Origin of the sequence: Bradyrhizobium paxllaeri, assembly GCF_001693515.2 — a bacterium.
Lineage (GTDB): Bacteria > Pseudomonadota > Alphaproteobacteria > Rhizobiales > Xanthobacteraceae > Bradyrhizobium > Bradyrhizobium paxllaeri.
Genome location: NZ_CP042968.1, coordinates 187,858 through 212,894, shown reverse-complemented (window position 1 = coordinate 212,894; position 25,037 = coordinate 187,858). Strand labels below are relative to the sequence as shown.

The following is a 25,037-nucleotide window of genomic DNA, read 5'->3' as shown; positions in this document are numbered from 1 at the left end:
GCCTACCCTGCCCGGCAAATACGAGGAAACACGATGGCCCACGAAACCGCAACGCTCGCAGCCTATGTCGCCGGCCTCAAATTCGAAGATATCCCGCCGCAGGTGCTGGAACGTGCCAAGGTGCTGACGCTCGATTTCCTCGGCAGCACGATCCGGGCGCGGCGTGATGCGGAATCCACCCCGTCGTTGCTGAAGATGCTGGAAGCGCTGGCGCTGGACGGCAAGGGTGAGGCGACCGTGTTCGGCGATAGCAAGACCTGGACGCCGGCGGTTGCCGCGCTGCTCAACGGCGCGCTCGGCCATTCCCTCGATTTCGACGACACGCATGCGGATTCCTCGCTGCATCCGAGCGCGCCCGTGGTGCCGGCGGCGTTTGCGGTCGGCGAAATGGTCGGGGCGTCCGGGCGCGACGTGCTGACTGCGATCGTGGCTGGCTATGAGGTGTGCTGCCGCCTCGGCAACGCGCTCGATCCCACCTCGCATTATGCGCGTGGCTTCCATCCGACCGCGACGGCAGGAACCTATGGCGCGGCGGCCGCCGCCGGAAAACTGTTCGGCCTCTCGAAGGATCAGATCATCTCGGCCTTTGGCGTTTCCGGCAGCCAGGCCGCGGGCTCGCTGCAATTCCTCGTCAACGGCGCCTGGAACAAGCGCTATCAGGTCGGAGCGTCGGCGATGAACGGCGTGATCGCCGCCACGCTGGCGCGCAACAATTTCATCGGCTCGACGGAATCGGTCGAGGGCAAGCATGGCCTCCTCGTCGGCTACAGCGACGACGCGCACCCGGACAAGGCGACCGTCGGCCTCGGCAAGACCTATGAGACGCTGAAGATCGGCGTGAAGCCTTATCCGAGTTGCCGTTATACCCATGCGGCGCTGGATGCGTTGATCGCGATGCGCCGGGAGCACAATCTGACGCCGGACCAGATCAAGCGCGTCGAGATCGGCCTGCATCGCAATGGCATCACGCTGACCGGCGACGCCGCCACCAAGCGGCATCCGACCTCGATCGTCGGCGGGCAGTTTTCGATGTTCTTCACCGGCGCGCTCGCACTCGATCAGGGCAGCTTCGGCTGGGACGATTACGACCGGCTTGGCGATACCGCGGTGAATGCGCTCGCCGACAAGTTCGACGTCGTGCAGGACGACCGCCTCGAGATCGGCCGCACCCACCCCTTCGGCGCGCGCGTGTCCATCACCACCACCGACGACGGCGTGCATGAACGGCTCTATGCCGACCCCTCCGGTGAGCCGGATTCGTTCCCGGACGCGCAGGCGATGCAGCAGAAATTCCTCACGCTCGCCCGTCCCGTGCTGAACGGCCGCGCCGACCAGCTTGCCGATGCGATCCTGTCGCTGGAGAGATTCGATCGCGTCGAGAAGGCCACGCAGTTGGGGCGGCAGTAGACCGAACCGGCATCAACATCGGCGGCGTCTCTTACCCTCCCCTGGAGGGTAAGCACCTCAGTTCGCTCCGGCCAGCTTTCCCTTGTTACCGGTCGCCGCCACGACATCGCGCACGAGGTCGAACACGCCGTCGGCTTCCGGCGGCCAGTTTGGCGAGCGGCCGAGCCGGACGATCACAAGCTTCTCACTCGGGATTATGATCACGTATTGCCCGATCGTACCCTTCGCGAAAAATGCTTCGCGCGGCCAGCCGCGTTCGGTGCGGTAGGTCGCGCCAAAGCTGTCGCCGAGGTTGGTCCAGAATCCCGCACCCTGGCCGACCCAGGCATTCGGCGTCGCCGTCGCCGAATATTTCACCCAGCCTTCGGGGAGGATGCGCTTTCCACCGGCCATACCGTCATTGAGATAGAGCTGGCCGAAACGCGCCCAGTCGCGCGCGCTCGCCAGCAACTGGCTCGACGCTTCCGCATTGCCCGAGGCGTCGAATTCGAGGGTTACGTTGCGCATGCCAAGCGGCTCGAACAATTCCTGCCGCGCAAAACCTATCAGATGGGCCGCGCTGCCGCCGGTGGCCTGGCGGATCAGATGCGCGAGGAGGACCGTATTGCCGTCGTGATAGTTCCACGCCGCGCCCGGCGCTGACTCCGGCGGCATGCTCGCAGCATACGCGGCCATGTCGGACTCCATGAATTTCATGCGGTTGACCGGCTCGAGCGCGGACAGCAACGATGCCTGCAGTGAACTGCCGAGCTTGAGCCCCGCGGTGTGGTGCAGCAGATGATCGAGCGTGATGGCGCGCCTTGGATCATCAGGCTTTTGCCACGCTGCGATCGGCACCGGCTCGTGCAGCTTCAACGCGCGCTTGCGCACGAGGATGCCGGCCAGCGCCGAGATCACCGACTTGGTGGCGGAGAATCCGAGCAGCGGCGTGTCGATGCCGACGCCGTCGGCATAGCGCTCGGCAATGATGCGCCCGTCCTTCAGGACCACGATGGCGCGGGTGTTGCGCGGCGTCGAGCTATCAGGCTCGGCGAAGGCGCGATCGAGCGCCGCAGCGAGTTGCGGCGTCTGCGGCGTGACAATGGCGCGGCCTGCGATCTCGGGCAGCTGCGCCGGCCTCGCTTCCGGCGGCGGCAAGGCAATATCGGCCACGGGTCCACCGTGATTGAGGTAGCAGCCAAGGCCTTCGCCGCGGTAGACCGCGTGGCTCCGGCCAACGCCGAACAGCGTCACCGTGACATCCTTGCGCGCGCGATCGACGCGATAGTCGAGTGCCCAGGCGATCAGGCCGCTGCCCGGCATGGCCGAGGTCGTCTCAGTGAACACACGGGCCGGATCGAGGCCGGAGACGAAGGTCTCAGTGCAGAGCACGTTGGCGACGAAGCCGGTCGCGACTTTTGGGACGTCGCGGGCGCGGGCGGCCGTGAGCGCTAGCGCGCTCAGCGCGGTTGAGGCAGCGAGGATGAGATTTCGTCTGGTCACGAGGGGTCTCCGGCATGACGCATCAGCGCGTGCCGGGGATAATGGCGAGGCTGCCGCCGGCCGCTCGCCGGATTTGGAATTCGCGCTGGCCGAAAGCTCAACGCGGCTCGCCGATTCCGAAATTCAATAGCAATAACAGTACGATGAAGATTAGGCGGCCATCGCCTTGAGCCGGCGATATTCGGTCGGCGTGACACCGGTGATCGCCTTGAACGCGCGGTTGAACGGCCCAAGCGACTGGAAGCCGGCGTCCATCGCAATCGTAATCACGGGCACTTCGGCCTGGCTCGGATCGGCCAGCGCGGCTTTGGCCTCCGCGATCCGGTGTTCGTTGAGGAACACATTGAAATTGCGGTAGCCGAGGCGCTGGTTGATCAGCCGCCGCAACCGGTATTCGGGAATGGCGAGTTTGGTCGCGAGTGTGCCGATGGTGACGTTGTCGTGGCGATAGATGCGCTCGTCGGCCATCAGCCGCATCAACGCATCGACCAGCTTTTGATCGGCGCCGGATTCGACCGCGGCCGCTTCGCCGGCATCGACCTGAATCTCGGGTGGAGCCGGAAACAGATCGGCGCCATCGACGCGCATCATCGCAATCGTGATCGCGCCGACGACGGCGGATAGCATCGCTGAATTCAGCGTGTTGGCGAATTCGGCGGCGCCACTACCGGACAACGAAATCTGCAGCACCGCGTTCAGACCGCCATACAGCGCCGCCGCACTGACAATGAAGACGCGGACGCGCCGGCGGCCCTCGACGAGGTCCGATGACCATGACGTAATGGTTTGCCCGACCGCGAGCCCAATGAATCCCAGCGCCAGCAGATTGATCGCAATGATGGCCGCCCTCACGCCGGAGGTGGGCGCCAGCCACATGCAATTGACGAAACTGAATGCGGTAACCGCTGCCCAGATCAGTGCGTGCCACCAGCGCAGCCGGAATGTCTCATCGAACAGCGCGCGCGTGAACAGCCAGAACACCACGACATTGCCAGTCGAGAGCGCGATGAGGGGCACATACGCCGGTGAGACCAGTGACGTCACGCCGATCGAAGCGGTCACGGCATGCGCCGCCGATCCCAGTGCGAAGACCGCAGCCAGCCGTCCGGCCAGCACCGTTCCATAACCGCGGAACAGCGACACAGCCAGCACCAGCAGCAACGCCACGGCGGCGCCGCGCAAGGCGATGTCGATGGTGGAAAGCAGCATTCGGGTGGTCCGTTGGGGCGGGTCATTCCCGCGCGGTCAATCTAGTGAGAATCGTTCCGCGGTTCAATTTGCACCGATCAGCCTTTCCAGCTGCTCCGCGACGTCACCCAGCGCTCATTGATCTTGCCGGACAGATCGACTTCGCCATCCCTCCTCGCCCCCAGCCGCCGCGCGACGGCTTGCGACGGGGCGTTGGAGGATTCGATACAGTGAATGATTTCGTCGATCTCGAAGGTCGAAAACACCCAGCCTATCGAAGCCCGCGCCGCTTCGACCCCGTAGCCCTTGCCGCGATATTCCTTGTCGATACCCCAGCCGACTTCAAAACCCGGCCAGCCCGGCGGGCACCACGGCCCGACACGGCCGATATAGCGGCGGCTCGATTTTTCCTCCACCGCGAACATGCCGAAGCCATGCAGCGCCCAATGCCCCGATATCACCGCCGCGTTACGCCAGCCGCCGATTTCGGTAGTGATCGCCCTGCCGTCGGGCGTGATGTAGCGTGCGGTATCGGGATCGGACAGCATCGCCGTATTCGCGGCAATATCGTCGCTGCGCCATGGCCGCAGGATCAGGCGCGCGGTCTCGACGACGGGGCCGTCGACGCGCAACAACTTGGCGCTGGGCTTGAGCGGAGGGATCATGGGTTTCCTGCCTCCATTTTTCTGCAATTATTATCTGCATGGTTGCTTACCGCCGTCATTGCGAGGAGCGCAAGCGACGACCCGTCCGCCGTAGCTCTGAGAGCGAAGGCGGAAGCAATACATGCTTGCTTCGTTGCGAAATGGATTGCTTCGCTACGCTCGCAATGACGTGGTGAGGCTGGTGCGCGTAGTCCGCCCCTGCATTTCCTGCTATAATCGCACAAACACAAGGAGCCCCCACATGAGCTGGCAACCCTCCAACGATCCCGTGCTCGGCGATCCCAAAACCTGCGATGCGCTCGATCTCATCATCGTGCCGCGCACCCGCGATCTCGGCGATGGATTTGCGGTGCGGCGCGCGCTGCCGCATGGCAAGCGGCAGATGGTCGGGCCTTTCATCTTCTTCGATCATTTCGGCCCGGTACAGTTCATGGCCGGCAAGGGCATGGACGTGCGGCCGCATCCGCATATCGGGCTTGCCACCGTCACCTATCTGTTCGACGGCTCGATCATGCATCGCGACAGCGAGGGCAATATCCAGGAGATCCAGCCCGGCGCGATGAACCTGATGACGGCGGGGCGCGGCATCGCGCATTCCGAACGTACGCCCGACGTGCAGCGCCGCGACGGTCAGAAGATGCTGGGCCTACAGAGCTGGATCGCGCTGCCGGCCGGATCGGAGGAAATCGCGCCGTCCTTCCAGCACTATGCGGCCGAAGCGCTGCCGACCGTGAAGGAGAACGGCTTCACCGCGCGCATCATCGCAGGAAGCGGCTTTGGCGTGAAATCGCCGGTCAGCATGGTATCGCCGTGGTTCTACACCGAGGTGACGGCGCAGGCGGCTACCTCCGTGCCGCTCGACCCGGACCATGAGGAGCGCGCGATCTATCTGGTCGACGGCGAGGTCGAGATCGCCAACGAGCGCTACGAGGGCCCGCGGCTGCTGATCTTCCGGCCCGGCGACCGCATCACCGTGAAGGCCGTGAGGCCGACGCGGATGATGTTTCTGGGCGGCGACGCCCTGGAGGGCCCGCGGCATATCTGGTGGAATTTCGTCTCCTCCAGCAAGGAGCGGATCGAGCAGGCCAAACAGGACTGGAAAACCGGCCGGTTTGCCGCCGTTCCGCAAGAACATGAGTTCATTCCGCTACCGGAGTGAGCTATTGCTCCGCTTTCCCGTTTCCGCACGCGCACCCCGGCGCGCGTGCCCCTTCGAAAGCCTGGTCTGATGAACGCGATGCTCGCCAGCGATTTGCCCCTGCCCCGGATCGGCCGCGGCAAGGTGCGCGATATCTATGCCACCGGCGGCGATTGCGTGCTGCTGCTCACCACCGACCGCATCAGCGCGTTCGACGTGGTGATGGCGGAAACCATCCCGATGAAGGGCGCGGTGCTGACGCAGATCAGCGCGTGGTGGTTTCGCCAGCTCGAGGGCGTGGTGCCGCATCACATGATCAGCGCCGATGCCGACGAGATCATCCGCAAAGTGCCTGCGCTGAAGGACCATCGCGCCGATATCCTCGGGCGCGCGATGCTGTGCCGACGCACCACCGTGTTTCCGGTCGAATGCGTGATCCGCGGCTATATCTCGGGCTCGGCCTGGAAGGAGTATGCGGCGTCCGGCACGCTTGCCGGCGAGCAGCTCGAAGCCGGCCTGGTGGAAAGCGAGAAGCTGGGCGCGCCGATCTTCAGCCCGGCGACCAAGGCCGAGACCGGCCATGACGAGAACATCACGGTGGCGCGGGTGCGCGAACTCCTGGGCAATGATGTCGCCGAGAAGCTCGAGAACATGGCGCGCACGGTCTATAATTTCGGCGAGCGGATCGCCCGTCACCAGGGCATCATCATCGCCGACACCAAGTTCGAATTCGGCCGCGCGGCCGATGGCCGCATCATCCTGATCGACGAGGTGATGACACCGGACAGTTCGCGGTTCTGGGCCGCCGACGTCTACAAGCCCGGCCGACCGCAGCCCTCCTTCGACAAGCAGCCGCTGCGCGACTATCTCGACGCCGAGCGCCGCGCCGGCCGCTGGAACGGCGACGCCCCGCCGCCCCCGCTGCCCGACAGCGTGGTGGATGCGACCAGCAAGCGGTATCTCGAGGCGTACCGGCGGGTGACCGGGGATGAGTTGACGATCTGATTCGTAATCACCTCGCGCCAATACCTCGATGTCGTCGCCCGGCTTGACCGGGCGATCCAGTACGCTGCGGCTCATCGATTTAATCAGTGACTTCTCTGGAATACTGGATCACCCGCCTTCGCGGGTGATGACGGCTTGGTTCGTGCTACACGTGCCCGGAATGACGGAGAGTGTCGGACAAACTTCGATTGCCCGTACCCGCCGTCCAGTGCGAAGCTGGCTCCCATAACAACAACAGGGAGCGCCCCATGACCGAGACGGATTCCGTGCTCGTCGAACGCGATGGCCCCGTGACCGTCGTTTCCATCAACCGCCCGCATTGCCGCAACGCCGTCGACGGCGCGACCGCGCGGAAACTTCACGATGCGTTCCTCGCTTTCGACGCCGACGAGAACGCATCCATTGCGGTGTTCACCGGCACGGGCGGCTATTTCTGTGCGGGCGCTGATCTGAAGGCGGTGGCGGTGGGGGATCCGAACAAAAAGCGCGAACTCGGCGGCCACGACTCGATCGCGCCGATGGGGCCGAGCCGCCTGAGGCTCTCGAAACCGGTGATCGCCGCGGTCGAAGGCTTTGCGGTGGCCGGCGGGATGGAGCTGGCGCTATGGGCCGATATGCGCGTGGTGGCGGAGGACGCCACCTTCGGCATCTTCTGCCGCCGCTTCGGCGTGCCCCTGATCGATCTCGGCACCATCCGCCTGCCGCGGCTGATCGGCCATTCGCAGGCGATCGACCTCATCCTCACCGGGCGCCCGGTCGGCGCGCAGGAGGCGCTGCGGATGGGGCTCGCCAATCGCGTCGTCGGCAGGGGCGAGGCCGTTGCGCACGCGATCACACTTGCAAGGGAGATCGCCCGCTTCCCGCAGACCTGCCTGTGCGCCGATCGGCTGTCGGCGCTGCAGCAATGGGACCTTGCGGAGGAAGACGCCATCGCCAACGAAATGCGCGGCGGGCTGAAGGTGATCGCCTCGGGCGAAACACTGTCGGGCGCGACGCGGTTCGCCTCCGGCGTGGGTCGGCATGGTGCGTTCGCAAGCGACGCCAGCGATTGATCATTTTGCGTAGCCCGGATGGAGCGGAGCGCCATCCGGGGTTCTCGCAAGCAGATATGGCCCGGATTGCGCTTCGCTCCATCCGGGCTTGTATGGGGTAGTGGTTGTCAAGGGGATTGATTCATTAGGGCATGGCTTTGCCTTGGCATGTTCGGTGGAGAGCAACGGCTCTTGATGGCTGTTTCGTTCCGATGGATAGCCGCTGCGCCGGACGCGGCACGGTCAAGGCTGGCCGCAGGCCACCGCCGGAGGCGGCGCGTAGCGGCCTTGACGGTGGCAAGGCCGGTGCGAAGCTTTCGGATCGGGACGTTTCGAGGCGCGCGATTGACAGCTTGACGTGATGTCCTGGACTGGGCCGTGACGTCGTATGCGGCCAACACCGCATCAACTTGTATCCGGTCGGGTGTGGTGGCCCGGACCCTGATCTTTCATGCACGGGTGAAGGTAAGGCCCAGAAGAGACGGGACCCATCTACGAAAGCGGAATCCGAAGACCCAAGCCCGGGTTCGGTCACACGTCTGTCCTGGATCACGTCGGCCGTCATTGGCACACCGGCGTTGGTTAGAGACTTGGACGCATCACAGCGCCGCTCGGCACAAGGCCGGTTTCCAGATAGCGCCAGAGCGCCACCATCAGCTTGCGCGCCAGCGCCACGATGGCGATCTTGCGGATGCGACCCTTGAGGTTGCCAACCCGCTCGCGGAACCAGCGGCTCAGCTCGCTGTCGGGCTGATGGCTCAGCCATAGCCAGGCGAGCTCGATGGCGGTCGTTCGCGCTCGGCGATTGCCAGCCTTGCTGATGCCCTGTTGCCTGCGGCTGGCGCCGCTGTCGTAGGGCATGTCGGTCAGTCCGAAGCAACTGCCGACCTGACGCCGGTTCTTGAAGTTGCGGTAGAAGACCTCGTTGGCGAGAAGCTGGGCGATGTGCGGGCCGATCGCCTTGAGTTGGGCAAGCTGAACCGCCTTCGCCTCTACCGAGTCCTTGGCCGGTGCCCGATGCGCGGCCGCATTCGCTGCCTCGAGCGCCTTGATCTGCTTGTGCACCAAGACCAGCCGCTCATGCTCGCGACGGATCTCGTCCTTCAGCCGCGGCGGCAGAGCGCGCCCATCGCCGGTACGCATCTCCTCCAGACCCGACAAGAAGTCCGGCTTCAGGGGCATGACATCGCGGATACCCTGGCCATGCAGCAGCCCCTTGATCCGATTGCTGTGCCCGGTGCGCTCCTCCAGCAGCCGCTCGCGCTCGCGCGTGCGCCGTTTGCGGTCCTCCTCCTCAGGCGTGGGAACCCGAACCATGCTGCAAACCCGCGGTTCGCCACGCAGGTAAGCCAGAAACGAGCGCATCAACTGCGCCAGGTCGATCCGATCGGTCTTGGCACGCCGTGCCCGCCGGTTCACCTCGATGCTCGACGCATCGATCTCGTAATTGAGCACCTCGTTGTCGGCAAGCCAGCGGTGCAGCCAATGACCGTCGAGACCTGCTTCATAGCAAGACAGGATACGAACCGGCTTCCCCGTCTGCGCCGCCTTCGATCGAGCCTTGACCAGCAAACTCGACAACGCCGCCAAGTCGCCACCGTCAATCCGGTAACGGCTCACCTTCTCGGCACCAGGCATCATTATGCCTAGCTGCCATTTCGCCTTGCTCAGTTCGAAAGCAACGTAAACCGTGGCATACTCGCAGCCGGCGGGTGTGTCAGCGTGATCTGTGCACATCGTGGATCCTCTGGGTGAGTGGGGGTCGCAAACTCAACTTACCCCCTGAACACCTGCCACCCATAGGATCTACGCGTGAAAGCTACACCCCGGCCATCATCACGTATTTGATCTCGACATATTCTTCCATGCCGTGATGCGAGCCTTCGCGGCCGAGACCCGATTCCTTGACGCCGCCGAAGGGTGCAACTTCGGTGGTAATGAGCCCGGTGTTGACGCCGACCATGCCGGATTCCAGCGCTTCCGCGACGCGCCAGACTCTCCCGAGATCGCGGGAATAGAAATACGACGCCAGCCCGAACGGCGAGTTGTTGCACATCGCGATCACGTCGGCCTCGTCCTTGAAGCGGAACACCGGCGCCAGCGGGCCGAACGTTTCCTCATGCGCCACCAGCGCATCCGGCTTCACATTCGAAAGCACCGTCGGCTCGAAGAAACTGCCGCCGAGCGAATGGCGTTTTCCTCCAGTGACGATTTTCGCGCCGCCCTTGACCGCATCGGCAATGTGCTTCTCGACCTTGTCGACCGCTTCCATATTGATCAGCGGGCCCTGCATTACGCCCTGCTCCGTGCCGTCGCCGATCTTCATCGCCGCGACCTTCTTCGACAGTTTCTCGACGAACTGATCGTAGATCTTGTCCTGGGCGTAGATGCGGTTGGCGCAGACGCAGGTCTGACCCATGTTGCGGTATTTCGAGACAATGGCGCCCTCGACCGCCGCATCGATATCGGCGTCGTCGAACACCACGAATGGCGCGTTGCCGCCGAGCTCGAGGCCGAGCTTCTTCACGCCCACCGAAGCCTGCTGATAGAGGATTTTCCCGACTTCAGTCGAGCCGGTGAAGCCGACGAAGCGCACCGCGGGATGCTCGCACAACACCTTGCCGATCGCGGACGAATTGCCGGTGAGGATGTTGAACACACCCTTGGGCACGCCGGCCTTCTCGGCCAACGCGACCAGCGCCAGCGCGGTCAGCGGCGTTTCATTGGCGGGCTTGAGCACGACGGTGCAACCGGCCGCGAGCGCCGGTGAGACCTTTCGCGTGATCATCGAACACGGGAAATTCCACGGCGTGATCGCGCCGCAGACGCCGATCGGCTGCTTGATCGCAAGCAGGCGCGCATCAGGCCGCTGCGTCGGAATAGTTTCGCCATAGACGCGGCGCGCTTCCTCGGCAAAGAACTCGACATAGGCGCCGCCGATATCGACCTCGCCGAGCGCTTCCGCCAGCGGCTTGCCCTGCTCGGAGGTGAGGATCAGCGCGAGATCCTCGCGGTTCGCCGCGATCAGCTCGAACCATTTGCGCAGGATATTGGAGCGCTGCTTGGCGGTGTGCTTGGCCCAGGCCGGGAACGCGCGCTCGGCGGCTTCAACAGCTTGCGTTGCTTCCGCGGTGCTGAGCGCGGGCACCTTTGCGAGTTCGACGCCATTGACGGGATTGGTGACGGGGCGCGACGGCGTGCCGACCCAGACGCCGTCGATGTAACAGCGGTCGCGCAACAGCGAGGGATCTTTCAGGCGGTCATGCAGCGAGGGGGCGGAAGCTGAAGCGCGTGCGGCGACGGGTGGGTTCATGGCGTACTCCTCGGATTTTCTTGCAGGATTGATCCGAGTATAGGCCTGCATCGCGGGCAATGCACCGCTGGCTGAGGCAACCCTGCTTCAAGGAATTTTGAGGGCTATGGGGGACCACCGTCATTCCGGGATGGTCCGAAGGACCAGACCCGGAATCTCGAGATTCCGGGTTCGATGCTGCGCATCGCCCCGGAATGACAGTCGTGTTACGCCGCGCCGCTCATATACGTCTCGCGGCGGCCGATCATGCGTTGCGCCGCCGCTTTCGCATCGGCCTTCGAGGAAGTCGCGCAGGTCCGGTATTCGAGGTCGGGCAGTTTGGCGGTGTCGCGGCGGCCGAACCAGGATTTGGCGCCGACCGCAAGCTGCGCCAGCGCCTGGGCCACATTGTCGACCGCCTCGAAAGAGTGCAGCGCGCCGGTGCCGGCGTAGCGGACTTCATACAGCCCGGGTGTTATCGGCGCCTCGATGTTCTCGCCCCGTCCGGGACGGGGATACCGCTTCCATTCACTCCAAGTCGAAATCATTGCGCACCTTTGCGACGGGCAGAAATGAGACAATTTTGGTTAATTTGGACCAGCCAACGCGCAACGTTTGTGCTGGAATTTGAACGCTTTACTGCAAAAAATCAGCGGCGGGAATCGTGGCGAAATCACGATATCGTGGATGGTGAATCCGGTCACGGCCATTGGCCACCCTCCGCCGCAGAATGCGGCGGGGTGTTGCAGTTTTGTGCCGGATGGCCCCGCGAGACCTGCCCAAACCTAACTTTAGCTTCCATCGCCCCATCACGAGATCGCGACATGGCCCGCGGCCGTCCGCTCCCGCTTGCGGGATAAGGCAGCCGGGAGGAAGATCGTTCCACTTCCATAAAAACCATTCGGGAGGTGACCCATGCAAAGCAAAGCCGCGATCGATCAGGTTCTGCGTCAGAAGTGCGAGGCAAAGGAAATTCCCGGCGTGGTCGCAATGGCCGCTACCGGAAGCGAGGTGATCTACCAGGGCGCGTTCGGCAAGCGCGACCTCGGCAAGGATGACGCCATGACCGCGGACAGCGTGTTCTGGATCGCCTCCATGACCAAGGCGATCACCTGCGCCGCCGGCATGCAGCTCGTCGAGCAGGGTAAGCTTTCGCTGGATGAGCCGATCGGCAAGCTGCTGCCCGATCTCGCCTCCCCGCAGGTGCTGGAAGGTTTTGACGCCGGCGGCGAGCCGAAACTGCGCCCCGCCACGAAACCGATCACGCTGCGCCATCTCATGACCCACACCGCCGGTTTCTGCTACGACATGTGGAACGGCGACATGGGGAAATACATGGAGAAGACCGGCACGCCCGGCATCATTTCCTGCCTGAACGCCGCGCTGAAGACGCCGATCATGTCCGATCCCGGCACGCGCTGGGAATACGGCACCAATATCGATTTCGTCGGCAAGGCGGTGGAAGCTGTGAGCGGCAAGCGGCTCGATGCCTATCTGCGCGACGACATCTTTGCGCCGCTCGGCATGAACGACATCGGCTTCAAGATCAGCGACAGCATGCGGCAGCGGCTGGTCGGCATGCACGCACGGGGCGAAGACGGCGCGCTGGCGCCGATCCCGTTCGAACTGGAACAGGCGCCGGAATTCCATATGGGCGGCGGCGGCCTCTACGGCACGGCGGCCGACTACATCAAGTTCACCCAGATGATCCTCAACAAGGGCCGCGGCAACGGCAACCAGGTGCTAAAGCCCGAGACGGTCGCGCTGATGGGCCAGAACCATATCGGCGATCTCACCTTCGGAAAAATAGCCACGATGGCGCCAATGTATACCAACGATGTCGATCTCTTTCCTGACATCGTCAAGAAGTGGGGCCTCTCTTTCCTGATCAACACCGCCAAGACGCAGGAAGGCCGCAGCGCCGGCAGCCTCGCCTGGGCGGGTCTTGCCAACACCTATTTCTGGATCGACCCGACCCGCAACGTCGCCGGCGTGATCCTGATGCAGCTGTTGCCGTTCTTCGACGGCAAGGCGCTGGAAGCGTTTGCGGGCTTTGAGCGCGGGGTGTACGCCGGGCTCGATGCGGGACAGAAGGCGGCCTAAGAGACCGTCATTGCGAGCGAAGCGAAGCAATCCATCCCTCAACACGGGGATAGATGGATTGCTTCCGCCTTCGCTCCTCATGGAGAACAACACTTGACCGACACCATTGATAGCTACGTCTCCGGCATTTCCGACGCACCGCTGCTCGGCGATACCATCGGGCACTGCCTCGATCAGGCAGCATCGCGCTGGGGCGATCGCGAGGCGCTGGTCTCGCCGAGCCATGGCGTGCGCTGGACATGGAAAGAATTCGCCTGTCACGTCGACGCGCTGGCGGCGGGTTTTCTCGCGCTCGGCTTTGAGCGTGGCGCGCGGATCGGCGTGTGGTCGCTGAACCGGCCGGAATGGACGCTGACGCAATTCGCCGCCGCCAAGGCGGGGCTCATTCTCGTCACCATCAATCCCGCCTATCGTCTGAGCGAGCTTGAATTCGCGCTTGCCAAAGTCGGCTGCGCGGCGGTCGTCACCGCGACCGCCTTCAAGACTTCCAACTATATGGAGATGCTGAACACGCTGCTGCCGGAGCTTGCGGCGTCGCAGCCGGGCGCACTGCAGGCGCAGCGGCTGCCGCAACTGCGCGCGGTAATCCAGATCGGCGGACCGAAATCCCCCGGCACCATTGCCTTCGATGACGTGAGCAAAATGGGTGGCGTGCGACACCATGAGCAGCTAGCCGAGCTTTCGAAGACGCTGCAGTTCGACGACGCCGTCAACATCCAGTTCACCAGCGGCACCACGGGCTCGCCCAAAGGCGTGACGCTGACGCACCACAACATCCTCAACAACGGCTATTTCGTCGGCCGCGCGATGCGACTGACCGAGAAGGATCGCATCTGCATTCCGGTGCCGCTCTATCACTGCTTTGGCATGGTGATGGGCAACCTCGCTTCCGTCACACTCGGCGCCACCATGGTCTATCCGGGCGAAGGTTTTGATCCGCTGGCGACGCTGCAGACCATTGAGCAGGAGAAATGCACCGCGCTTTACGGCGTGCCGACCATGTTCATCGCCGAACTCGATCATCCCGAATTCGCGCGCTTCGACCTGAAATCGCTGCGCACCGGCATCATGGCGGGTGCGCCCTGCCCGATCGAGGTGATGAAGCGCGTCAACAACGAGATGAACATGGGTGAGGTGACGATTGCCTATGGCATGACCGAGACGTCGCCAGTCAGTTTCCAGAGCTCGACCGACGATCCGCTGGAACGGCGCGTCTCCACCGTCGGCCGCATCCATCCTCATGTCGAGGTCAAGGTCGTCGATCTCGAAGGACGCGTGGTGCCGCGCGGCGAGCGCGGCGAACTCTGCACCCGCGGCTACAGTGTCATGCTGGGCTATTGGGACGAGGCCGAAAAGACCGCCGACGTCCTCGACGCCAATGGGTGGATGCACACCGGCGACATCGCGATCATCGACACCGAAGGCTATTGCAACATCGTCGGCCGCATCAAGGACATGGTGATTCGCGGCGGCGAGAACCTTTACCCACGCGAGATCGAGGAATTCCTCTATCGCCATCCCAAGATCCAGGACGTGCAGATCTTCGGCGTGGCGGACGACCGCTACGGCGAGGAGCTCTGCGCCTGGATCCGCACCCGGCCGGGCGAGACGCTCACCGCCGAGGACGTGCGCGCGTTCTGCCAGGGCCAGATCGCCCACAACAAGATCCCGCGCTACGTCGAATTCGTCGACGAATTCCCGATGACGGTGACGGGGAAGATCCAGAAGTTCCTGATGCGGGAGGCGGTGGAGGCGCGGCTAGGATTGAAGGCTGCGAAGACGGCGTGAACGAAAACGGTATGCTGTCATGCCCGGGCAAGAGCGCGAAGCGCGTCTTCGCGCTAGATGTCCCGGGCATCCACGTCTTGACGGACCATCGGCAAGAAAGACGTGGATGGCCGGGACAAGCCCTGCCATGACGAATTGAGAAACCTTCGTCCTAAACCGGCAGCCCCTTCTGCTGCGCCAGCTCCTTCAGCGACACCTGCGGCCTTGCGCCGATATGCTGAATCACTTCGGCGGCGGCGAGGGCGCCGAGACGGCCGGCGTTTTCGTAACCGGCATCGCGCACGAGGCCGAACAGAAAACCGGCGGCGAAGAGATCGCCGGCGCCTGTGGTGTCGACCAGCTTCTCGATCGGATGCGCCGGCACTGCGACGACGCCGTCCTTCGCAGCCACGACGCAGCCCTTCTCGCTGCGGGTGACGACGCCCAGTTTCGTATCCGCGCGCAACTGCTTCAGCGCGGTGTCGAAATCCGAGGTCTGGTACAGCGAATGCAGTTCGGCCTCGTTGGCGAACACGAGATCGACGGTGCCCTTGCGCATCAGGTCGAGAAACTCGTCGCGGTAGCGGTCGACGCAGAACGAATCCGACAGCGTCAGCGCCACCTGGCGGCCGGCACCGTGTGCGATGGTCGCGGCCTTGACGAAGGCTTCCTTGGCGCTCTGGGGATCCCAGAGATAGCCTTCGAGATAGACGATGCGGGACGCCGCGATCTGGCCTTCGTCGATATCGGCGGGGGTCAGATCCTGCGCCGCGCCGAGATAGGTGTTCATGGTGCGCTCGCCGTCCGGCGTCACCAGGATGTAGGAGCAGCCGGTGGCGGGGCCGGCATCGGCTGCCCTGGTCTCGTACGCGACGCCAGCGGCACGAATGTCATGGGTATAGAGGCCGCCTATCTGGTCGGCCTTCACCTTGCCGATAAAGGCCGCGCGGGCGCCGAAGCCGGCAACGCCGACGATGGTATTGGCGCCGGAGCCGCCGGAGACTTCCGTGGCCGGTCCCATGTCGCGGTAGATCGACGCGGCGCGGGCCTCGTCGATCAGCGCCATGCCGCCCTTGGCCATGCCGTGGTCGGCCAGGAATTTCTCGTCGGTTTGCGCGAAGACATCGAAAATCGCATTGCCGATCCCGAGAACGTCGTATTTTGCGTCAGTCATTCGTCCGTCCTGTTTACGGCGTTGCGCGAAGAAGCCGAGCGCGGCTAAGAAGGTTGCGGCCTACCAGATCGGCGTAGCGCCAGCAAGGGAAGCGGCTGCTATAGAAGCTCCATGATCCGCTCCTTTCTCACGGTATCCTCGGGAACGCTGGCCTCGCGGCTCCTCGGATTTGTGCGCGATTCGGCGCTCGCGGCGCTGCTCGGCGCAGGCGCGGTGGCGGATGCGTTCCTGGCGGCATTCCAACTGGTCAATGTGGTGCGGCGGCTGCTCACCGAAGGCGGGCTGAACGCGGCGCTGGTGCCGGCCTGGTTGCGGGTCCGCGAAACCGACGGCGCGGTCGCGGCCGCAGCGTTTGCGGGGCGCGTGCTCGGGACCGTCACGGCAGCGCTGATCGTCGCCACCGCGTTGCTCGCGCTGGTCATGCCGCTGGTGATCAAGGTGTTGGCGCCGGGATTTGCGGGACGCGAAACGCTGCAGCTCGCCACAGACAACGCACGGCTGATGCTGCCCTACCTCGCCTTTGCCGGTCCGGTGACGGTGATGATGGCGCTGCTGAACGCGCAACGACGATTTGCGCTGACGGCGTTCTCGCCGCTGTTGTTCAACATTGCGCTGATCGCAGTGATGGCCGTGCTGCTTGTCGCGCGACCGGATGCAGTACAGGCAGCGCAGATCGTGGCCGCGACCGTCGGCATCGCCGGCCTGTTGCAGCTGTCGGTACTGACATTGCGCCGTGGCGAGAACATCGCTGCACCCCTGCGGATTTCCTTCGACACCGAAATCCGCAGCTTCGTCCGCAAGGCCGCACCCGGCATGATGGCGTCGAGCGCGCCGCAATTGCTGATGGTGGCTGGCGCGATCATCGCCTCGGCCTCGCCCTCGGCGGTCTCGTGGCTCTATTTCGCCAACCGCCTGGTCGAGCTGCCGCTCGGCATTGTCGGCGTCGCCATGGGTACGGTGCTGATCCCGGAACTGACGCGCGCGGTGCGCGGCGATGACCATGCCGCGATCGCGCACGCGGAATCGCGCGGCCTCGAACTCGCGGTTGGCCTGGCGCTGCCGGCAACGCTGGGGCTGATCGTGCTGAGCGAACCGATCGTGCGGCTACTGTTCGAACGCGGTGCGTTCACCGCCGATGACACCCAGGCCACCGCCCGCGCGCTGATGTGGCTGACGCTGGCGCTGCCGGCGCATGTGCTGGTGAAGGCATTGTCGCCGGCCTTCTTTGCCCGCGAGGACACGATGACGCCGCTGATCGCCGCGCTGCTTGGCGTGGTGCTGGCGGTCGCGCTCGCGTATCTGCTGGGCCATTGGTACGGCGCGGACGGTATTGCGGCGGCGATTGCGCTCGGTGCGTGGAGCATGGCATTCCGCCTGATCCGCCGCGGCGCCGAGATATTTGGGTTTTCGATCGATGCCGACGCCAAGCGGCGGCTGCCGCGCATCGCGCTCGCCGCGCTCGGCATGGGCGCGCTGCTGTGGCTCGCGGCCCGGGCGCTGCCTGCCCTCGCCGAGAGCGCGCACGGCCTCGTGCAAGCCGTCCTGCTGCTGGCCGTGATCTCGGCAGGAATAGCGGCATACGGCCTGTTCTTGCGGCTTTTCGGCGTCATTGGCTGGCGCGAGGCGGTTAACGCCGTCAGGCAAGGCAAGGGTTAGCGGCTTGCGCTTGTAGCCCCTGCGTGGCAAACGACGGCGCGAAACAGGCATCCGAAACAGGATCCTTGGGGAAGCTGACAATGGCTTTTGTTGAACGGGTTTTTTCGGGCGTCCAGCCGACCGGTAATCTGCATCTCGGCAATTACCTCGGCGCGATCGTCAATTTCGTGAAGATGCAGGAAACCCATAACTGCATCTATTGCGTCGTCGACATGCACGCGATCACGATGGGCGTCGACGTCTGGGGCGGCCCGGCCGAGCTCGCGCGCAACACCCGCGAGGTCACCGCGGCGTTCATCGCCGCCGGTATCGATCCCAAGAAGCACATCGTGTTCAACCAGAGCCAGGTCACCGGCCATGCCGAACTGACCTGGATCTTCAATTGCGTGGCGCGGATCGGCTGGCTCAACCGCATGACGCAGTTCAAGGAGAAGGCCGGCAAGGACCGCGAGAACGCCTCCGTTGGGCTGTACGATTATCCGGTGCTGATGGCGGCCGACATTCTCTTGTACCGCGCCACCCATGTGCCTGTCGGCGAGGACCAGAAGCAGCATCTGGAGCTGTCACGCGACATCGCGCAGAAGTTCAACAACGATTTCGGCGATTCGATTCGCAGCCACGGCTTCGGTGACGGGCTGTTCTTTCCGCAGCCCGAGCCGCTGATCACCGGCCCCGCGACGCGGGTGATGTCGCTTCGCGACGGCACCAAGAAGATGTCGAAGTCGGACGCGTCAGATAATTCGCGCATCAACCTGACCGACGACGCCGACCTGATCGCGCAAAAGATCCGTAAAGCCAAGACCGACCCGGAACCGTTGCCGTCGGAAGAAAAGGGACTGGAGAACCGGCCCGAGGCCGACAATCTCGTCGGCATCTATGCGGCGCTGGCAAACCGCAGCAAATCCGACGTGCTCCGCGAATTCGGCGGCGGGCAGTTCTCCAGCTTCAAGAACGCGCTGGTGGAACTTTGCGTCACAAAGCTCGCGCCGATCGCTTCCGAGATGAAGCGGCTGGTCGCCGACCCCGGCCATGTCGACAGCATCCTGGTCGACGGCGCCGACCGCGCGCGCGTCCTCGCCGATGAAACCATGCGGGCGGCCCGCGACATCGTCGGTTTCATCCGAAAGGGTTAGTTGCGCTAGCTGCGTTGCAACAGCAACGCCGCTTGTCGAAAGCGGCTGCGCCGTGGCAGCATGCGGCGGTTTGGCGCAGCACCGGGACATGCATGACCACCCAGCGACGAAGCTACGAAACGGGTCACAAGCCAAAATGCCTTGTCATCGTTGACGACACCGCGGAATGGGACCGTGCGGTGTATTACGCCAGCCGCTGGGCGGTGCGCGTCGGCGGCGGCGTGGTGATGCTCCGCATCATCGCCATCGAGGACCAGAACCAGCAATGGCTCGGCGTCGCCGACCTGATGCGCGCCGAGGCCGAGGACGCCGCCAATGAGGCGCTCGATCGCGCCTCCGGCCGCGCGAACGGCATTGCGGCCATCACGCCGGAACGGGTGATCCGCGAGGGCGACCCGATCACCCAGATCCTCGACGTGATCGACCAGGACGTCGATATTTCGATGCTGGTGCTGGCGGCCAATCCGGGTCCCGAAGGGCCGGGGCCCTTGATCAGCATGATGGCGCAGGTCGCCGGCTCGTTCCCGATTCCGGTGACCATCGTGCCCGGCGATCTCACCGATGCCGAGATCGACGGCCTGTCTTAAGTATTTTCAGTTTTGACGCGTTTTCTTCACGCGAACCGGTCCCCACTTCGCTTGAAAACGCTTTGATGTACCTACAGAATTACTGATTTCCCCTCTTGATCGTGCGCCCGCGGTCGCCATCTGCTAAGGGACACCCACGCGCCGGCCTTGAACCGGCGACGCCGGAGAAAAACCATGTTCATTCAGACTGAAGCCACGCCCAATCCCGCCACGTTGAAATTCATTCCGGGCCGCACCGTGCTCGATAGCGGCACGATGGAATTTTCCAATCGCGACGCCGCCGCCCGCTCCCCGCTGGCCGAACGACTGTTCGGCGTACCCGGCGTTGCAAGCGTGTTCTACGGCTATGATTTCGTCACCGTGACCAAGACGGATGGCGACTGGCAGCATCTCAAGCCCGCGATCCTCGGCGCCATCATGGAGCACTACATGTCCGGCGCGCCGCTGCTCGCGGACGGAACCGCCGGCAGCGACGAAGCGGCGGACGAGGAAGGCGAGTTCTTCAACGAGGCCGATGCCGACACCGTCGCTACCATCAAGGACCTGATCGAGACACGGGTGCGCCCAGCCGTGGCCAATGACGGCGGCGACATCACCTTCCGCGGCTTCAAGGACGGCGTCGTCTATCTCAACATGAAGGGCGCCTGCTCCGGCTGCCCGTCATCCACGGCGACGCTGCAGCACGGCATCCAGAATCTGTTGAAGCATTTCGTGCCTGACGTGGTCGAAGTCCGGCCGATGTAAGAAGGCTGATCGGGCTCACCCGATACAATGGAATTAAGGATTTCGTCATGGCCGGGCTTGTCCCGGCCATCCACGTCTTATCTTGTGCTAAGCAAAAGACGTGGATGCCCGGGACGAGCCCGGGCATGACGAGAATATAGCCGATGCTCATCCTCTCCATCGATACCGCGCTCGACGCTTGCGCCGCGGCCGTGCTTGACACCAGCTCGGGCGGAACCATCGCGCAGGAATCGCAGGCGATGAAGCGCGGCCACGCCGAAGCCTTGATGCCGCTGATCGCACGCGTGATGAAGGCGTCCGGCGTCGCCTTTACCGCGCTCGACCGCATCGCCGCAACGACGGGTCCCGGGAGTTTCACCGGATTGCGCGTCGGCCTTTCCGCCGCCCGCGGCATTGCGCTTGCCGCCGGCAAGCCGGTCGTCGGCGTAACGACGCTGACCGCGTTTGCCGCCCCGATCGTCAGCGGGAGCAGCGAACATCCCGTCATATCAGCCGTCGATGCGCGGCATGATCACGTCTATTTTCAGGTGCTCGACGGCGACGGCGGTTCGTTGATCAAGCCGAACGTCGCGCCGGTTGCAGAAGCGCTCGACGCCGTGCGCTTCGGCGCACCGCATCTGGTCGGCAACGCGGCGAATATTCTCGCCGACCGCTGGCCGGCCGATGCGCCACCGCCTTTCAAGGTGGACCAGCAGGCCGCGCCCGATATCGCCTGGGTGGCGTGGCTGGGCGCCGCGGTCAATCCCGAGAGCTCGCCGGCACGCCCCTATTATTTGCGCGCGCCCGACGCCAAGCCGCCGAAGGATCCGTTGTCCGGCGCAGCGCAGCCGCAGTCATCATGATGGCATGGCTCTCCGATTGGTGGGGCGGCGGCGCGGCGGTGATCGAACCGGCTATCCAGCGCGACGCGGCGCGCCTGGCGCATCTGCATGGCGCATCGTTTCATCGCGGCTGGGGCGAAGGCGAATTCGAGGTGATGCTGACCGAGCGCAACACGCTCGTGCACCGCCTCAGGCTTGGGCGCAAGATCATCGGCTTTGCGGTATCGCGCATGGCCGCCGATGAGGCAGAGCTATTGTCGATTGCCATCGATGCGAACCAGCGCGGCCGCGGCCTGTCGCGCAACCTGTTGCTCACGCATCTCGGTCATCTCGCCGGCCATGGCGTACGCAAGGTGTTCCTCGAGGTCGAAGAAAACAATCAGCCGGCGCGGCGTCTGTATGAATGGGCCGGATTTGAGGTCGTCGGCCGCCGGGAACGCTATTATCAGCAGCCCGGTGGCGAACAATTGAATGCGCTTCTGATGCGACGCGACTTGTCGTAATATGCACACGGTGGCACAAAGCCCCCAACCCGCCCTCAAGGCCTTTAGAGACCATGACCGCATTGAAATCTCCGTCTGCGCAGAAAAATACCGGCATCGAGGCGCGCTGCGCCGCCACCGGCATGCGCATGACCGAACAGCGCCGGGTGATCGCACGCGTGCTGGCCGATTCGGTCGACCATCCCGATGTCGAGGAGCTCTACCGGCGCTGTGTCGCGGTCGACGACAAGATCTCGATTTCAACGGTGTATCGTACCGTCAAACTGTTCGAGGATGCCGGCATCATCGAGCGGCACGATTTCCGCGAGGGCCGCGCGCGCTACGAGCAGATGCCCGACAGCCACCATGACCATCTGATCAATCTGCGCGACGGCAAGGTGATCGAGTTCACCTCCGAGGAGATCGAGAAATTGCAGGCCGAGATCGCCAGGAAACTCGGCTACAAGCTGGTCGATCATCGGCTGGAGCTTTATTGCGTCCCGCTCGACGAAGACAAAACCTGATCGCGGGCCACCTTGAAGCAGAACTTCGATCTGGTCATCTTCGACTGCGACGGCGTGCTGGTCGACAGCGAAGTCATTTCGTGCCGCGCGCATGCGGAGACGCTGACGCGTCACGGCTATCCGATCACGTCCGAACAGGTGCTCGTTCGCTTTCTCGGCGTTTCTGACCGCGAGGCGCGCCAGACGATCGAGCGTGAGATCGACCGCAAACTGCCCGATGACTTCGAGCAACAGGTGAAGGCGGCGACGCTGAAATTTTACGAGGACGATCTGCAGGCGATCGCCCATATCGGCGAGGCGATTGGCGCGATACGACTGCCCAAATGCGTCGCTTCCAGCGGAACGCCGGAAAAGATTCGCCACGGCCTCACCTGCGCCGGCCTCTACGACCAACTCGCGCCGCATATTTTCTCCGCTACGCAGGTCGATCGCGGCAAGCCCGCGCCCGATCTGTTTCTATTTGCGGCCGAACAGATGAAGGTGCAACCGTCCCAGTGCGTCGTGATCGAGGACAGCGTTCCCGGCGTCACCGGCGGGCGCGCCGCCGGAATGACCGTGCTTGGTTTTCACGGCGGCAGCCATTGTCAGCCCGGCCATGCCGAGATGCTGCTCGCCGCTGGCGCCGCCGTGACGTTCGACGATATGCGTCAGTTGCCGGACCTGATTGCACGCGTCGGTCGAACGGGCGGCTAGACTCAATCGAGCAACCTTGCCGCGAGTTAACTGGGCGCGGAAGCCGCAGGTGATAGTCTCACGCGAACTTGCGTGAGGGGGCGGCGCATCCTGAAATTATCCGACATGTTGAAGGCCGCCTTGCCGCTCACGCTGATCGTGGCGGTGGCGGCGCTCGCGCGAAGCTGGCAGCTTTCGCAGAACGAATTCAGCAGGCAGTATTACGCCGCAGGCGTGCGCAGTCAGTTGGAGAGCTGGCACAATTTTCTGTTCAATTCGTTCGACCCTGCGGGTTTTGTTTCCATCGACAAGCCGCCGGTGGCGATCTGGCTGCAGGTCGCAAGCACGAAACTGTTCGGCTTTTCCACGTTGTCGATCCTGCTCGCCCAGGTGATGGCGGGGCTGGCCGCGATCCTCTTCGTTTACATTCTGGTGCAGAAATACTGGGGCAGGATGGCGGGAGCCGTGGCCGCGCTGTCGCTCGCGCTCAGCCCGGTCAATGTTGCGGTCGACCGTTCCAACAATACCGAGAGCTGTCTGATCCTGGTGCTGCTGACGGCGGCGTGGCTTGGCATGCGCGCCGCCGAAACCGGCCGGCTCGCGCTGCTGTGCGCCGCGATGGCGGCGATCGGCGTCGGCTTCAACGTCAAGATGGGCGCGGCGCTGGTGCTGGCGCCCGTGCTGGCCCTGGCGTTCAGCCTTGCGCGACCCCGCGCTCCCGTAACCTGGCATCTCGGGCGACAGGCACTCGCGGGCGTCGTCCTTGTCATCGTCGCACTGTCATGGGCCGTTCTCTTCGATCTCACGCCGGCGCGGGACCGGCCCTATGCGGGCAGCACCAGGCATAATTCGATGCTGGAGCTTGCTTTGGTGCATAATGGCGCGGCCCGCTTCCTTGCGATGGCTGCGCCCGCGGGCACTCCGGCAAGCCCCTCGCCCGCTGCCTTGAGTGAAACGTCACCTGCCGGCGCGGCAGTCCGGCAGCCCGTCATGACCGACGACTCGCCGGTCGGCCCTCTCCGCCTGTTTCGGCCGCGGGCCGCGACGCAGTTCGCCTGGCTGCTGCCGTTCGCGCTTCTCGGCCTCGCGTTCGCCTGGTCGGACGCGTGGAGCCCGGGCGCAGTGAGGTCACGCCGCGTCGGCGCCGCTGTCTGGACCGGCTGGCTCGCGATGTACTGGATCGTGCTCAGCTTCGCGGGCGGATTGATCCACACCTATTACGTCGCCGTGCTCGGTCCGCCGCTCGCGGTGTTTTCCGGCATCGCCGCAGCCGGGCTGTGGTCGCGATGGCAAGCGGGCAAGCTCGCGCGGCTGCACCTGCCGCTGGTCATCGTCGCCACGGCAGCCTGGCAGGCCTATCTCTGCATCGCGCAGTCCGAGACGATCGGATCCGACTGGCTCAGCCTGACATGGCTGATGTCGATTGGAGTCGCTGCGATTTGCGCTGCCGTCCTTTACACCCTTCCGCGACAGGACATCAGACCGGCAAAACTGTTCGCTGTCGCGGCCTTCGGCGCGCTACTCGTTTCACCGACCCTGACTGCCGCGAGCGTCGTTCTGAGGCGCCCGAACATCGCCACGCCGGTCGCCAACATGACCGCCCTGCTCGCGCCATCCGACACTGACCGCCTGGCATCACGGACAGCGCGGCTGGGCGCCGCCCGCCAGAAGCTCACGGGCTACCTGGCCGCCAATCGCGAGGCCGCAAAGTTTCTCGTCGCAGTGCCCAACGCCAATGTCGCCGCGCCGCTAATCATCGCAACCGGCCTGCCGGTCATGGCGATGGGCGGTTATCTCGGCGACGATCCGATCCTGACGCCTTCGGATATCGAACGGCTGGTGTCGGAGCGGCAGCTACGCTTCGTGATGCTGGGCGGATATACGCTGGCCCCGGCCAAACAGACGGCGGCGCTCGAACCGATTGCGCGGTGGGTACGCGCCCATGGTCGCGCTGTCGATCCGAAATTGTGGCGGCTGTCGGGGGCTTCGAGCAGCGCGCCCTACCGCATCAACCTCGGCAACGAATGGGTGGAAGTTCCGCCCCCCGAACTGTTCGATCTGTGGGGCAAGGCGAACTGAGCTGGACCGCGGCAGGTATTCTGGGTGCCTTTGCGCCCCGAAATGGCGGCCTAACCGGCTGGATTTTCACGCCTCAAGGCTATATTT

General features: G+C 64.2%; 22 protein-coding genes. 15 read left to right on the top strand and 7 right to left on the bottom strand.

Annotation, left to right across the window (positions count from 1 at the left end):
* Positions 1-33 precede the first annotated feature (33 nt).
* Positions 34-1,407: an MmgE/PrpD family protein gene (locus tag LMTR21_RS01020; protein ID WP_065756432.1), complete on the top strand. Its 1,374-nt coding sequence runs from the start codon at positions 34-36 to the stop codon at positions 1,405-1,407.
* Between the two features lie 57 nt (positions 1,408-1,464).
* On the opposite strand, the gene LMTR21_RS01015 is transcribed toward LMTR21_RS01020, so the two are convergent.
* The 3 genes from LMTR21_RS01015 to LMTR21_RS01005 form a co-directional block, all read right to left on the bottom strand.
* Positions 1,465-2,889: a serine hydrolase domain-containing protein gene (locus tag LMTR21_RS01015; protein WP_065756431.1), complete on the bottom strand. Its 1,425-nt coding sequence runs from the start codon at positions 2,887-2,889 to the stop codon at positions 1,465-1,467.
* A gap of 150 nt (positions 2,890-3,039) precedes the next feature.
* On the bottom strand, positions 3,040-4,098 hold the full coding sequence (locus tag LMTR21_RS01010) for a helix-turn-helix domain-containing protein (RefSeq protein WP_065756430.1): 1,059 nt from the start codon (positions 4,096-4,098) through the stop codon (positions 3,040-3,042).
* A gap of 77 nt (positions 4,099-4,175) precedes the next feature.
* Positions 4,176-4,742, bottom strand: a complete 567-nt coding sequence (locus LMTR21_RS01005; protein ID WP_065756429.1) for a GNAT family N-acetyltransferase — start codon at positions 4,740-4,742, stop codon at positions 4,176-4,178.
* A gap of 241 nt (positions 4,743-4,983) precedes the next feature.
* On the opposite strand from LMTR21_RS01005, the gene LMTR21_RS01000 reads away from it, so the two are divergent.
* From LMTR21_RS01000 to LMTR21_RS00990, 3 genes are all read left to right on the top strand, one after another.
* Complete coding sequence (locus LMTR21_RS01000) at positions 4,984-5,901, top strand: pirin family protein (protein WP_065756428.1); 918 nt, start codon at positions 4,984-4,986, stop codon at positions 5,899-5,901.
* A 69-nt stretch (positions 5,902-5,970) separates the two neighbouring features.
* The gene (locus LMTR21_RS00995) at positions 5,971-6,885 is read left to right on the top strand and encodes a phosphoribosylaminoimidazolesuccinocarboxamide synthase (RefSeq protein ID WP_065756427.1); all 915 of its coding nucleotides are present in this window, start codon (positions 5,971-5,973) and stop codon (positions 6,883-6,885) included.
* 248 nt (positions 6,886-7,133) lie between these two features.
* Positions 7,134-7,937 (top strand): crotonase/enoyl-CoA hydratase family protein, encoded by an 804-nt coding sequence (locus LMTR21_RS00990; RefSeq protein WP_065756426.1) that lies wholly within the window; start codon positions 7,134-7,136, stop codon positions 7,935-7,937.
* A gap of 561 nt (positions 7,938-8,498) precedes the next feature.
* Here the strand turns inward: LMTR21_RS00990 and LMTR21_RS00985 are convergent.
* The 3 genes from LMTR21_RS00985 to LMTR21_RS00975 form a co-directional block, all read right to left on the bottom strand.
* Complete coding sequence (locus LMTR21_RS00985) at positions 8,499-9,653, bottom strand: IS110 family RNA-guided transposase (protein WP_065750576.1); 1,155 nt, start codon at positions 9,651-9,653, stop codon at positions 8,499-8,501.
* Between the two features lie 82 nt (positions 9,654-9,735).
* Positions 9,736-11,229 carry an NAD-dependent succinate-semialdehyde dehydrogenase gene (locus tag LMTR21_RS00980; RefSeq protein ID WP_065752531.1) on the bottom strand — a complete coding sequence of 498 codons (1,494 nt, stop codon included), beginning with the start codon at positions 11,227-11,229 and terminating at the stop codon, positions 9,736-9,738.
* Between the two features lie 206 nt (positions 11,230-11,435).
* Positions 11,436-11,756 (bottom strand): hypothetical protein, encoded by a 321-nt coding sequence (locus LMTR21_RS00975; RefSeq protein WP_065752530.1) that lies wholly within the window; start codon positions 11,754-11,756, stop codon positions 11,436-11,438.
* A gap of 367 nt (positions 11,757-12,123) precedes the next feature.
* Here LMTR21_RS00975 and LMTR21_RS00970 point away from each other — a divergent pair, with 367 nt between their 5' ends.
* Together LMTR21_RS00970 and LMTR21_RS00965 are read left to right on the top strand one after the other, a co-directional pair.
* Positions 12,124-13,311 (top strand): serine hydrolase domain-containing protein, encoded by a 1,188-nt coding sequence (locus LMTR21_RS00970; RefSeq protein WP_065752529.1) that lies wholly within the window; start codon positions 12,124-12,126, stop codon positions 13,309-13,311.
* 93 nt (positions 13,312-13,404) lie between these two features.
* Entirely contained in the window at positions 13,405-15,099 is a 1,695-nt protein-coding gene (locus tag LMTR21_RS00965) for an AMP-binding protein (RefSeq protein WP_065752528.1), read from the top strand.
* Positions 15,100-15,250: 151 nt separating this feature from the next.
* Here the strand turns inward: LMTR21_RS00965 and LMTR21_RS00960 are convergent, their stop codons facing one another.
* A complete protein-coding gene (locus LMTR21_RS00960) occupies positions 15,251-16,252 on the bottom strand; it encodes an adenosine kinase (RefSeq protein ID WP_065752527.1) in 1,002 nt (333 codons plus the stop codon).
* 111 nt (positions 16,253-16,363) lie between these two features.
* Between LMTR21_RS00960 and murJ the strand changes: the two genes are divergently transcribed.
* The 9 genes from murJ (at position 16,364) to LMTR21_RS00915 (ending at position 24,950) form a co-directional block, all read left to right on the top strand.
* Positions 16,364-17,908: a murein biosynthesis integral membrane protein MurJ gene (gene murJ, locus LMTR21_RS00955; protein WP_065752526.1), complete on the top strand. Its 1,545-nt coding sequence runs from the start codon at positions 16,364-16,366 to the stop codon at positions 17,906-17,908.
* Between the two features lie 80 nt (positions 17,909-17,988).
* Positions 17,989-19,041, top strand: a complete 1,053-nt coding sequence (gene trpS, locus LMTR21_RS00950) for a tryptophan--tRNA ligase (protein WP_065752525.1) — start codon at positions 17,989-17,991, stop codon at positions 19,039-19,041.
* A gap of 92 nt (positions 19,042-19,133) precedes the next feature.
* Entirely contained in the window at positions 19,134-19,628 is a 495-nt protein-coding gene (locus tag LMTR21_RS00945; protein WP_065752524.1) for a universal stress protein, read from the top strand.
* A 174-nt stretch (positions 19,629-19,802) separates the two neighbouring features.
* Positions 19,803-20,372 carry a NifU family protein gene (locus LMTR21_RS00940; RefSeq protein WP_065752523.1) on the top strand — a complete coding sequence of 190 codons (570 nt, stop codon included), beginning with the start codon at positions 19,803-19,805 and terminating at the stop codon, positions 20,370-20,372.
* Positions 20,373-20,515: 143 nt separating this feature from the next.
* Positions 20,516-21,214: a tRNA (adenosine(37)-N6)-threonylcarbamoyltransferase complex dimerization subunit type 1 TsaB gene (gene tsaB / locus LMTR21_RS00935; RefSeq protein WP_065752522.1), complete on the top strand. Its 699-nt coding sequence runs from the start codon at positions 20,516-20,518 to the stop codon at positions 21,212-21,214.
* Positions 21,211-21,696 carry a ribosomal protein S18-alanine N-acetyltransferase gene (gene rimI, locus LMTR21_RS00930; RefSeq protein WP_065752521.1) on the top strand — a complete coding sequence of 162 codons (486 nt, stop codon included), beginning with the start codon at positions 21,211-21,213 and terminating at the stop codon, positions 21,694-21,696. Before tsaB ends, rimI begins: the two co-directional genes overlap by 4 nt.
* Positions 21,697-21,749: 53 nt before the next feature.
* Positions 21,750-22,199 carry a Fur family transcriptional regulator gene (locus LMTR21_RS00925; RefSeq protein ID WP_057862685.1) on the top strand — a complete coding sequence of 150 codons (450 nt, stop codon included), beginning with the start codon at positions 21,750-21,752 and terminating at the stop codon, positions 22,197-22,199.
* A 12-nt stretch (positions 22,200-22,211) separates the two neighbouring features.
* Positions 22,212-22,892 carry an HAD family hydrolase gene (locus LMTR21_RS00920; protein WP_065752520.1) on the top strand — a complete coding sequence of 227 codons (681 nt, stop codon included), beginning with the start codon at positions 22,212-22,214 and terminating at the stop codon, positions 22,890-22,892.
* A gap of 105 nt (positions 22,893-22,997) precedes the next feature.
* Positions 22,998-24,950, top strand: coding sequence for a glycosyltransferase family 39 protein (locus tag LMTR21_RS00915; protein ID WP_065752519.1), 1,953 nt, complete (start codon positions 22,998-23,000; stop codon positions 24,948-24,950).
* Positions 24,951-25,037: the final 87 nt, after the last annotated feature.

Coding starts and splice junctions, on each gene's coding strand:
- LMTR21_RS01020 (WP_065756432.1), top strand. CDS start 34: ATGGCCCACGAAACCGCAACGCTCGCAGCCTATGTCGCCGGCCTCAAA.
- LMTR21_RS01010 (WP_065756430.1), bottom strand. CDS start 4,098: ATGCTGCTTTCCACCATCGACATCGCCTTGCGCGGCGCCGCCGTGGCG.
- LMTR21_RS01005 (WP_065756429.1), bottom strand. CDS start 4,742: ATGATCCCTCCGCTCAAGCCCAGCGCCAAGTTGTTGCGCGTCGACGGC.
- LMTR21_RS01000 (WP_065756428.1), top strand. CDS start 4,984: ATGAGCTGGCAACCCTCCAACGATCCCGTGCTCGGCGATCCCAAAACC.
- LMTR21_RS00995 (WP_065756427.1), top strand. CDS start 5,971: ATGAACGCGATGCTCGCCAGCGATTTGCCCCTGCCCCGGATCGGCCGC.
- LMTR21_RS00990 (WP_065756426.1), top strand. CDS start 7,134: ATGACCGAGACGGATTCCGTGCTCGTCGAACGCGATGGCCCCGTGACC.
- LMTR21_RS00985 (WP_065750576.1), bottom strand. CDS start 9,653: ATGTGCACAGATCACGCTGACACACCCGCCGGCTGCGAGTATGCCACG.
- LMTR21_RS00980 (WP_065752531.1), bottom strand. CDS start 11,229: ATGAACCCACCCGTCGCCGCACGCGCTTCAGCTTCCGCCCCCTCGCTG.
- LMTR21_RS00975 (WP_065752530.1), bottom strand. CDS start 11,756: ATGATTTCGACTTGGAGTGAATGGAAGCGGTATCCCCGTCCCGGACGG.
- LMTR21_RS00970 (WP_065752529.1), top strand. CDS start 12,124: ATGCAAAGCAAAGCCGCGATCGATCAGGTTCTGCGTCAGAAGTGCGAG.
- LMTR21_RS00960 (WP_065752527.1), bottom strand. CDS start 16,252: ATGACTGACGCAAAATACGACGTTCTCGGGATCGGCAATGCGATTTTC.
- murJ (WP_065752526.1), top strand. CDS start 16,364: ATGATCCGCTCCTTTCTCACGGTATCCTCGGGAACGCTGGCCTCGCGG.
- trpS (WP_065752525.1), top strand. CDS start 17,989: ATGGCTTTTGTTGAACGGGTTTTTTCGGGCGTCCAGCCGACCGGTAAT.
- LMTR21_RS00945 (WP_065752524.1), top strand. CDS start 19,134: ATGACCACCCAGCGACGAAGCTACGAAACGGGTCACAAGCCAAAATGC.
- LMTR21_RS00940 (WP_065752523.1), top strand. CDS start 19,803: ATGTTCATTCAGACTGAAGCCACGCCCAATCCCGCCACGTTGAAATTC.
- tsaB (WP_065752522.1), top strand. CDS start 20,516: ATGCTCATCCTCTCCATCGATACCGCGCTCGACGCTTGCGCCGCGGCC.
- rimI (WP_065752521.1), top strand. CDS start 21,211: ATGATGGCATGGCTCTCCGATTGGTGGGGCGGCGGCGCGGCGGTGATC.
- LMTR21_RS00925 (WP_057862685.1), top strand. CDS start 21,750: ATGACCGCATTGAAATCTCCGTCTGCGCAGAAAAATACCGGCATCGAG.
- LMTR21_RS00915 (WP_065752519.1), top strand. CDS start 22,998: ATGTTGAAGGCCGCCTTGCCGCTCACGCTGATCGTGGCGGTGGCGGCG.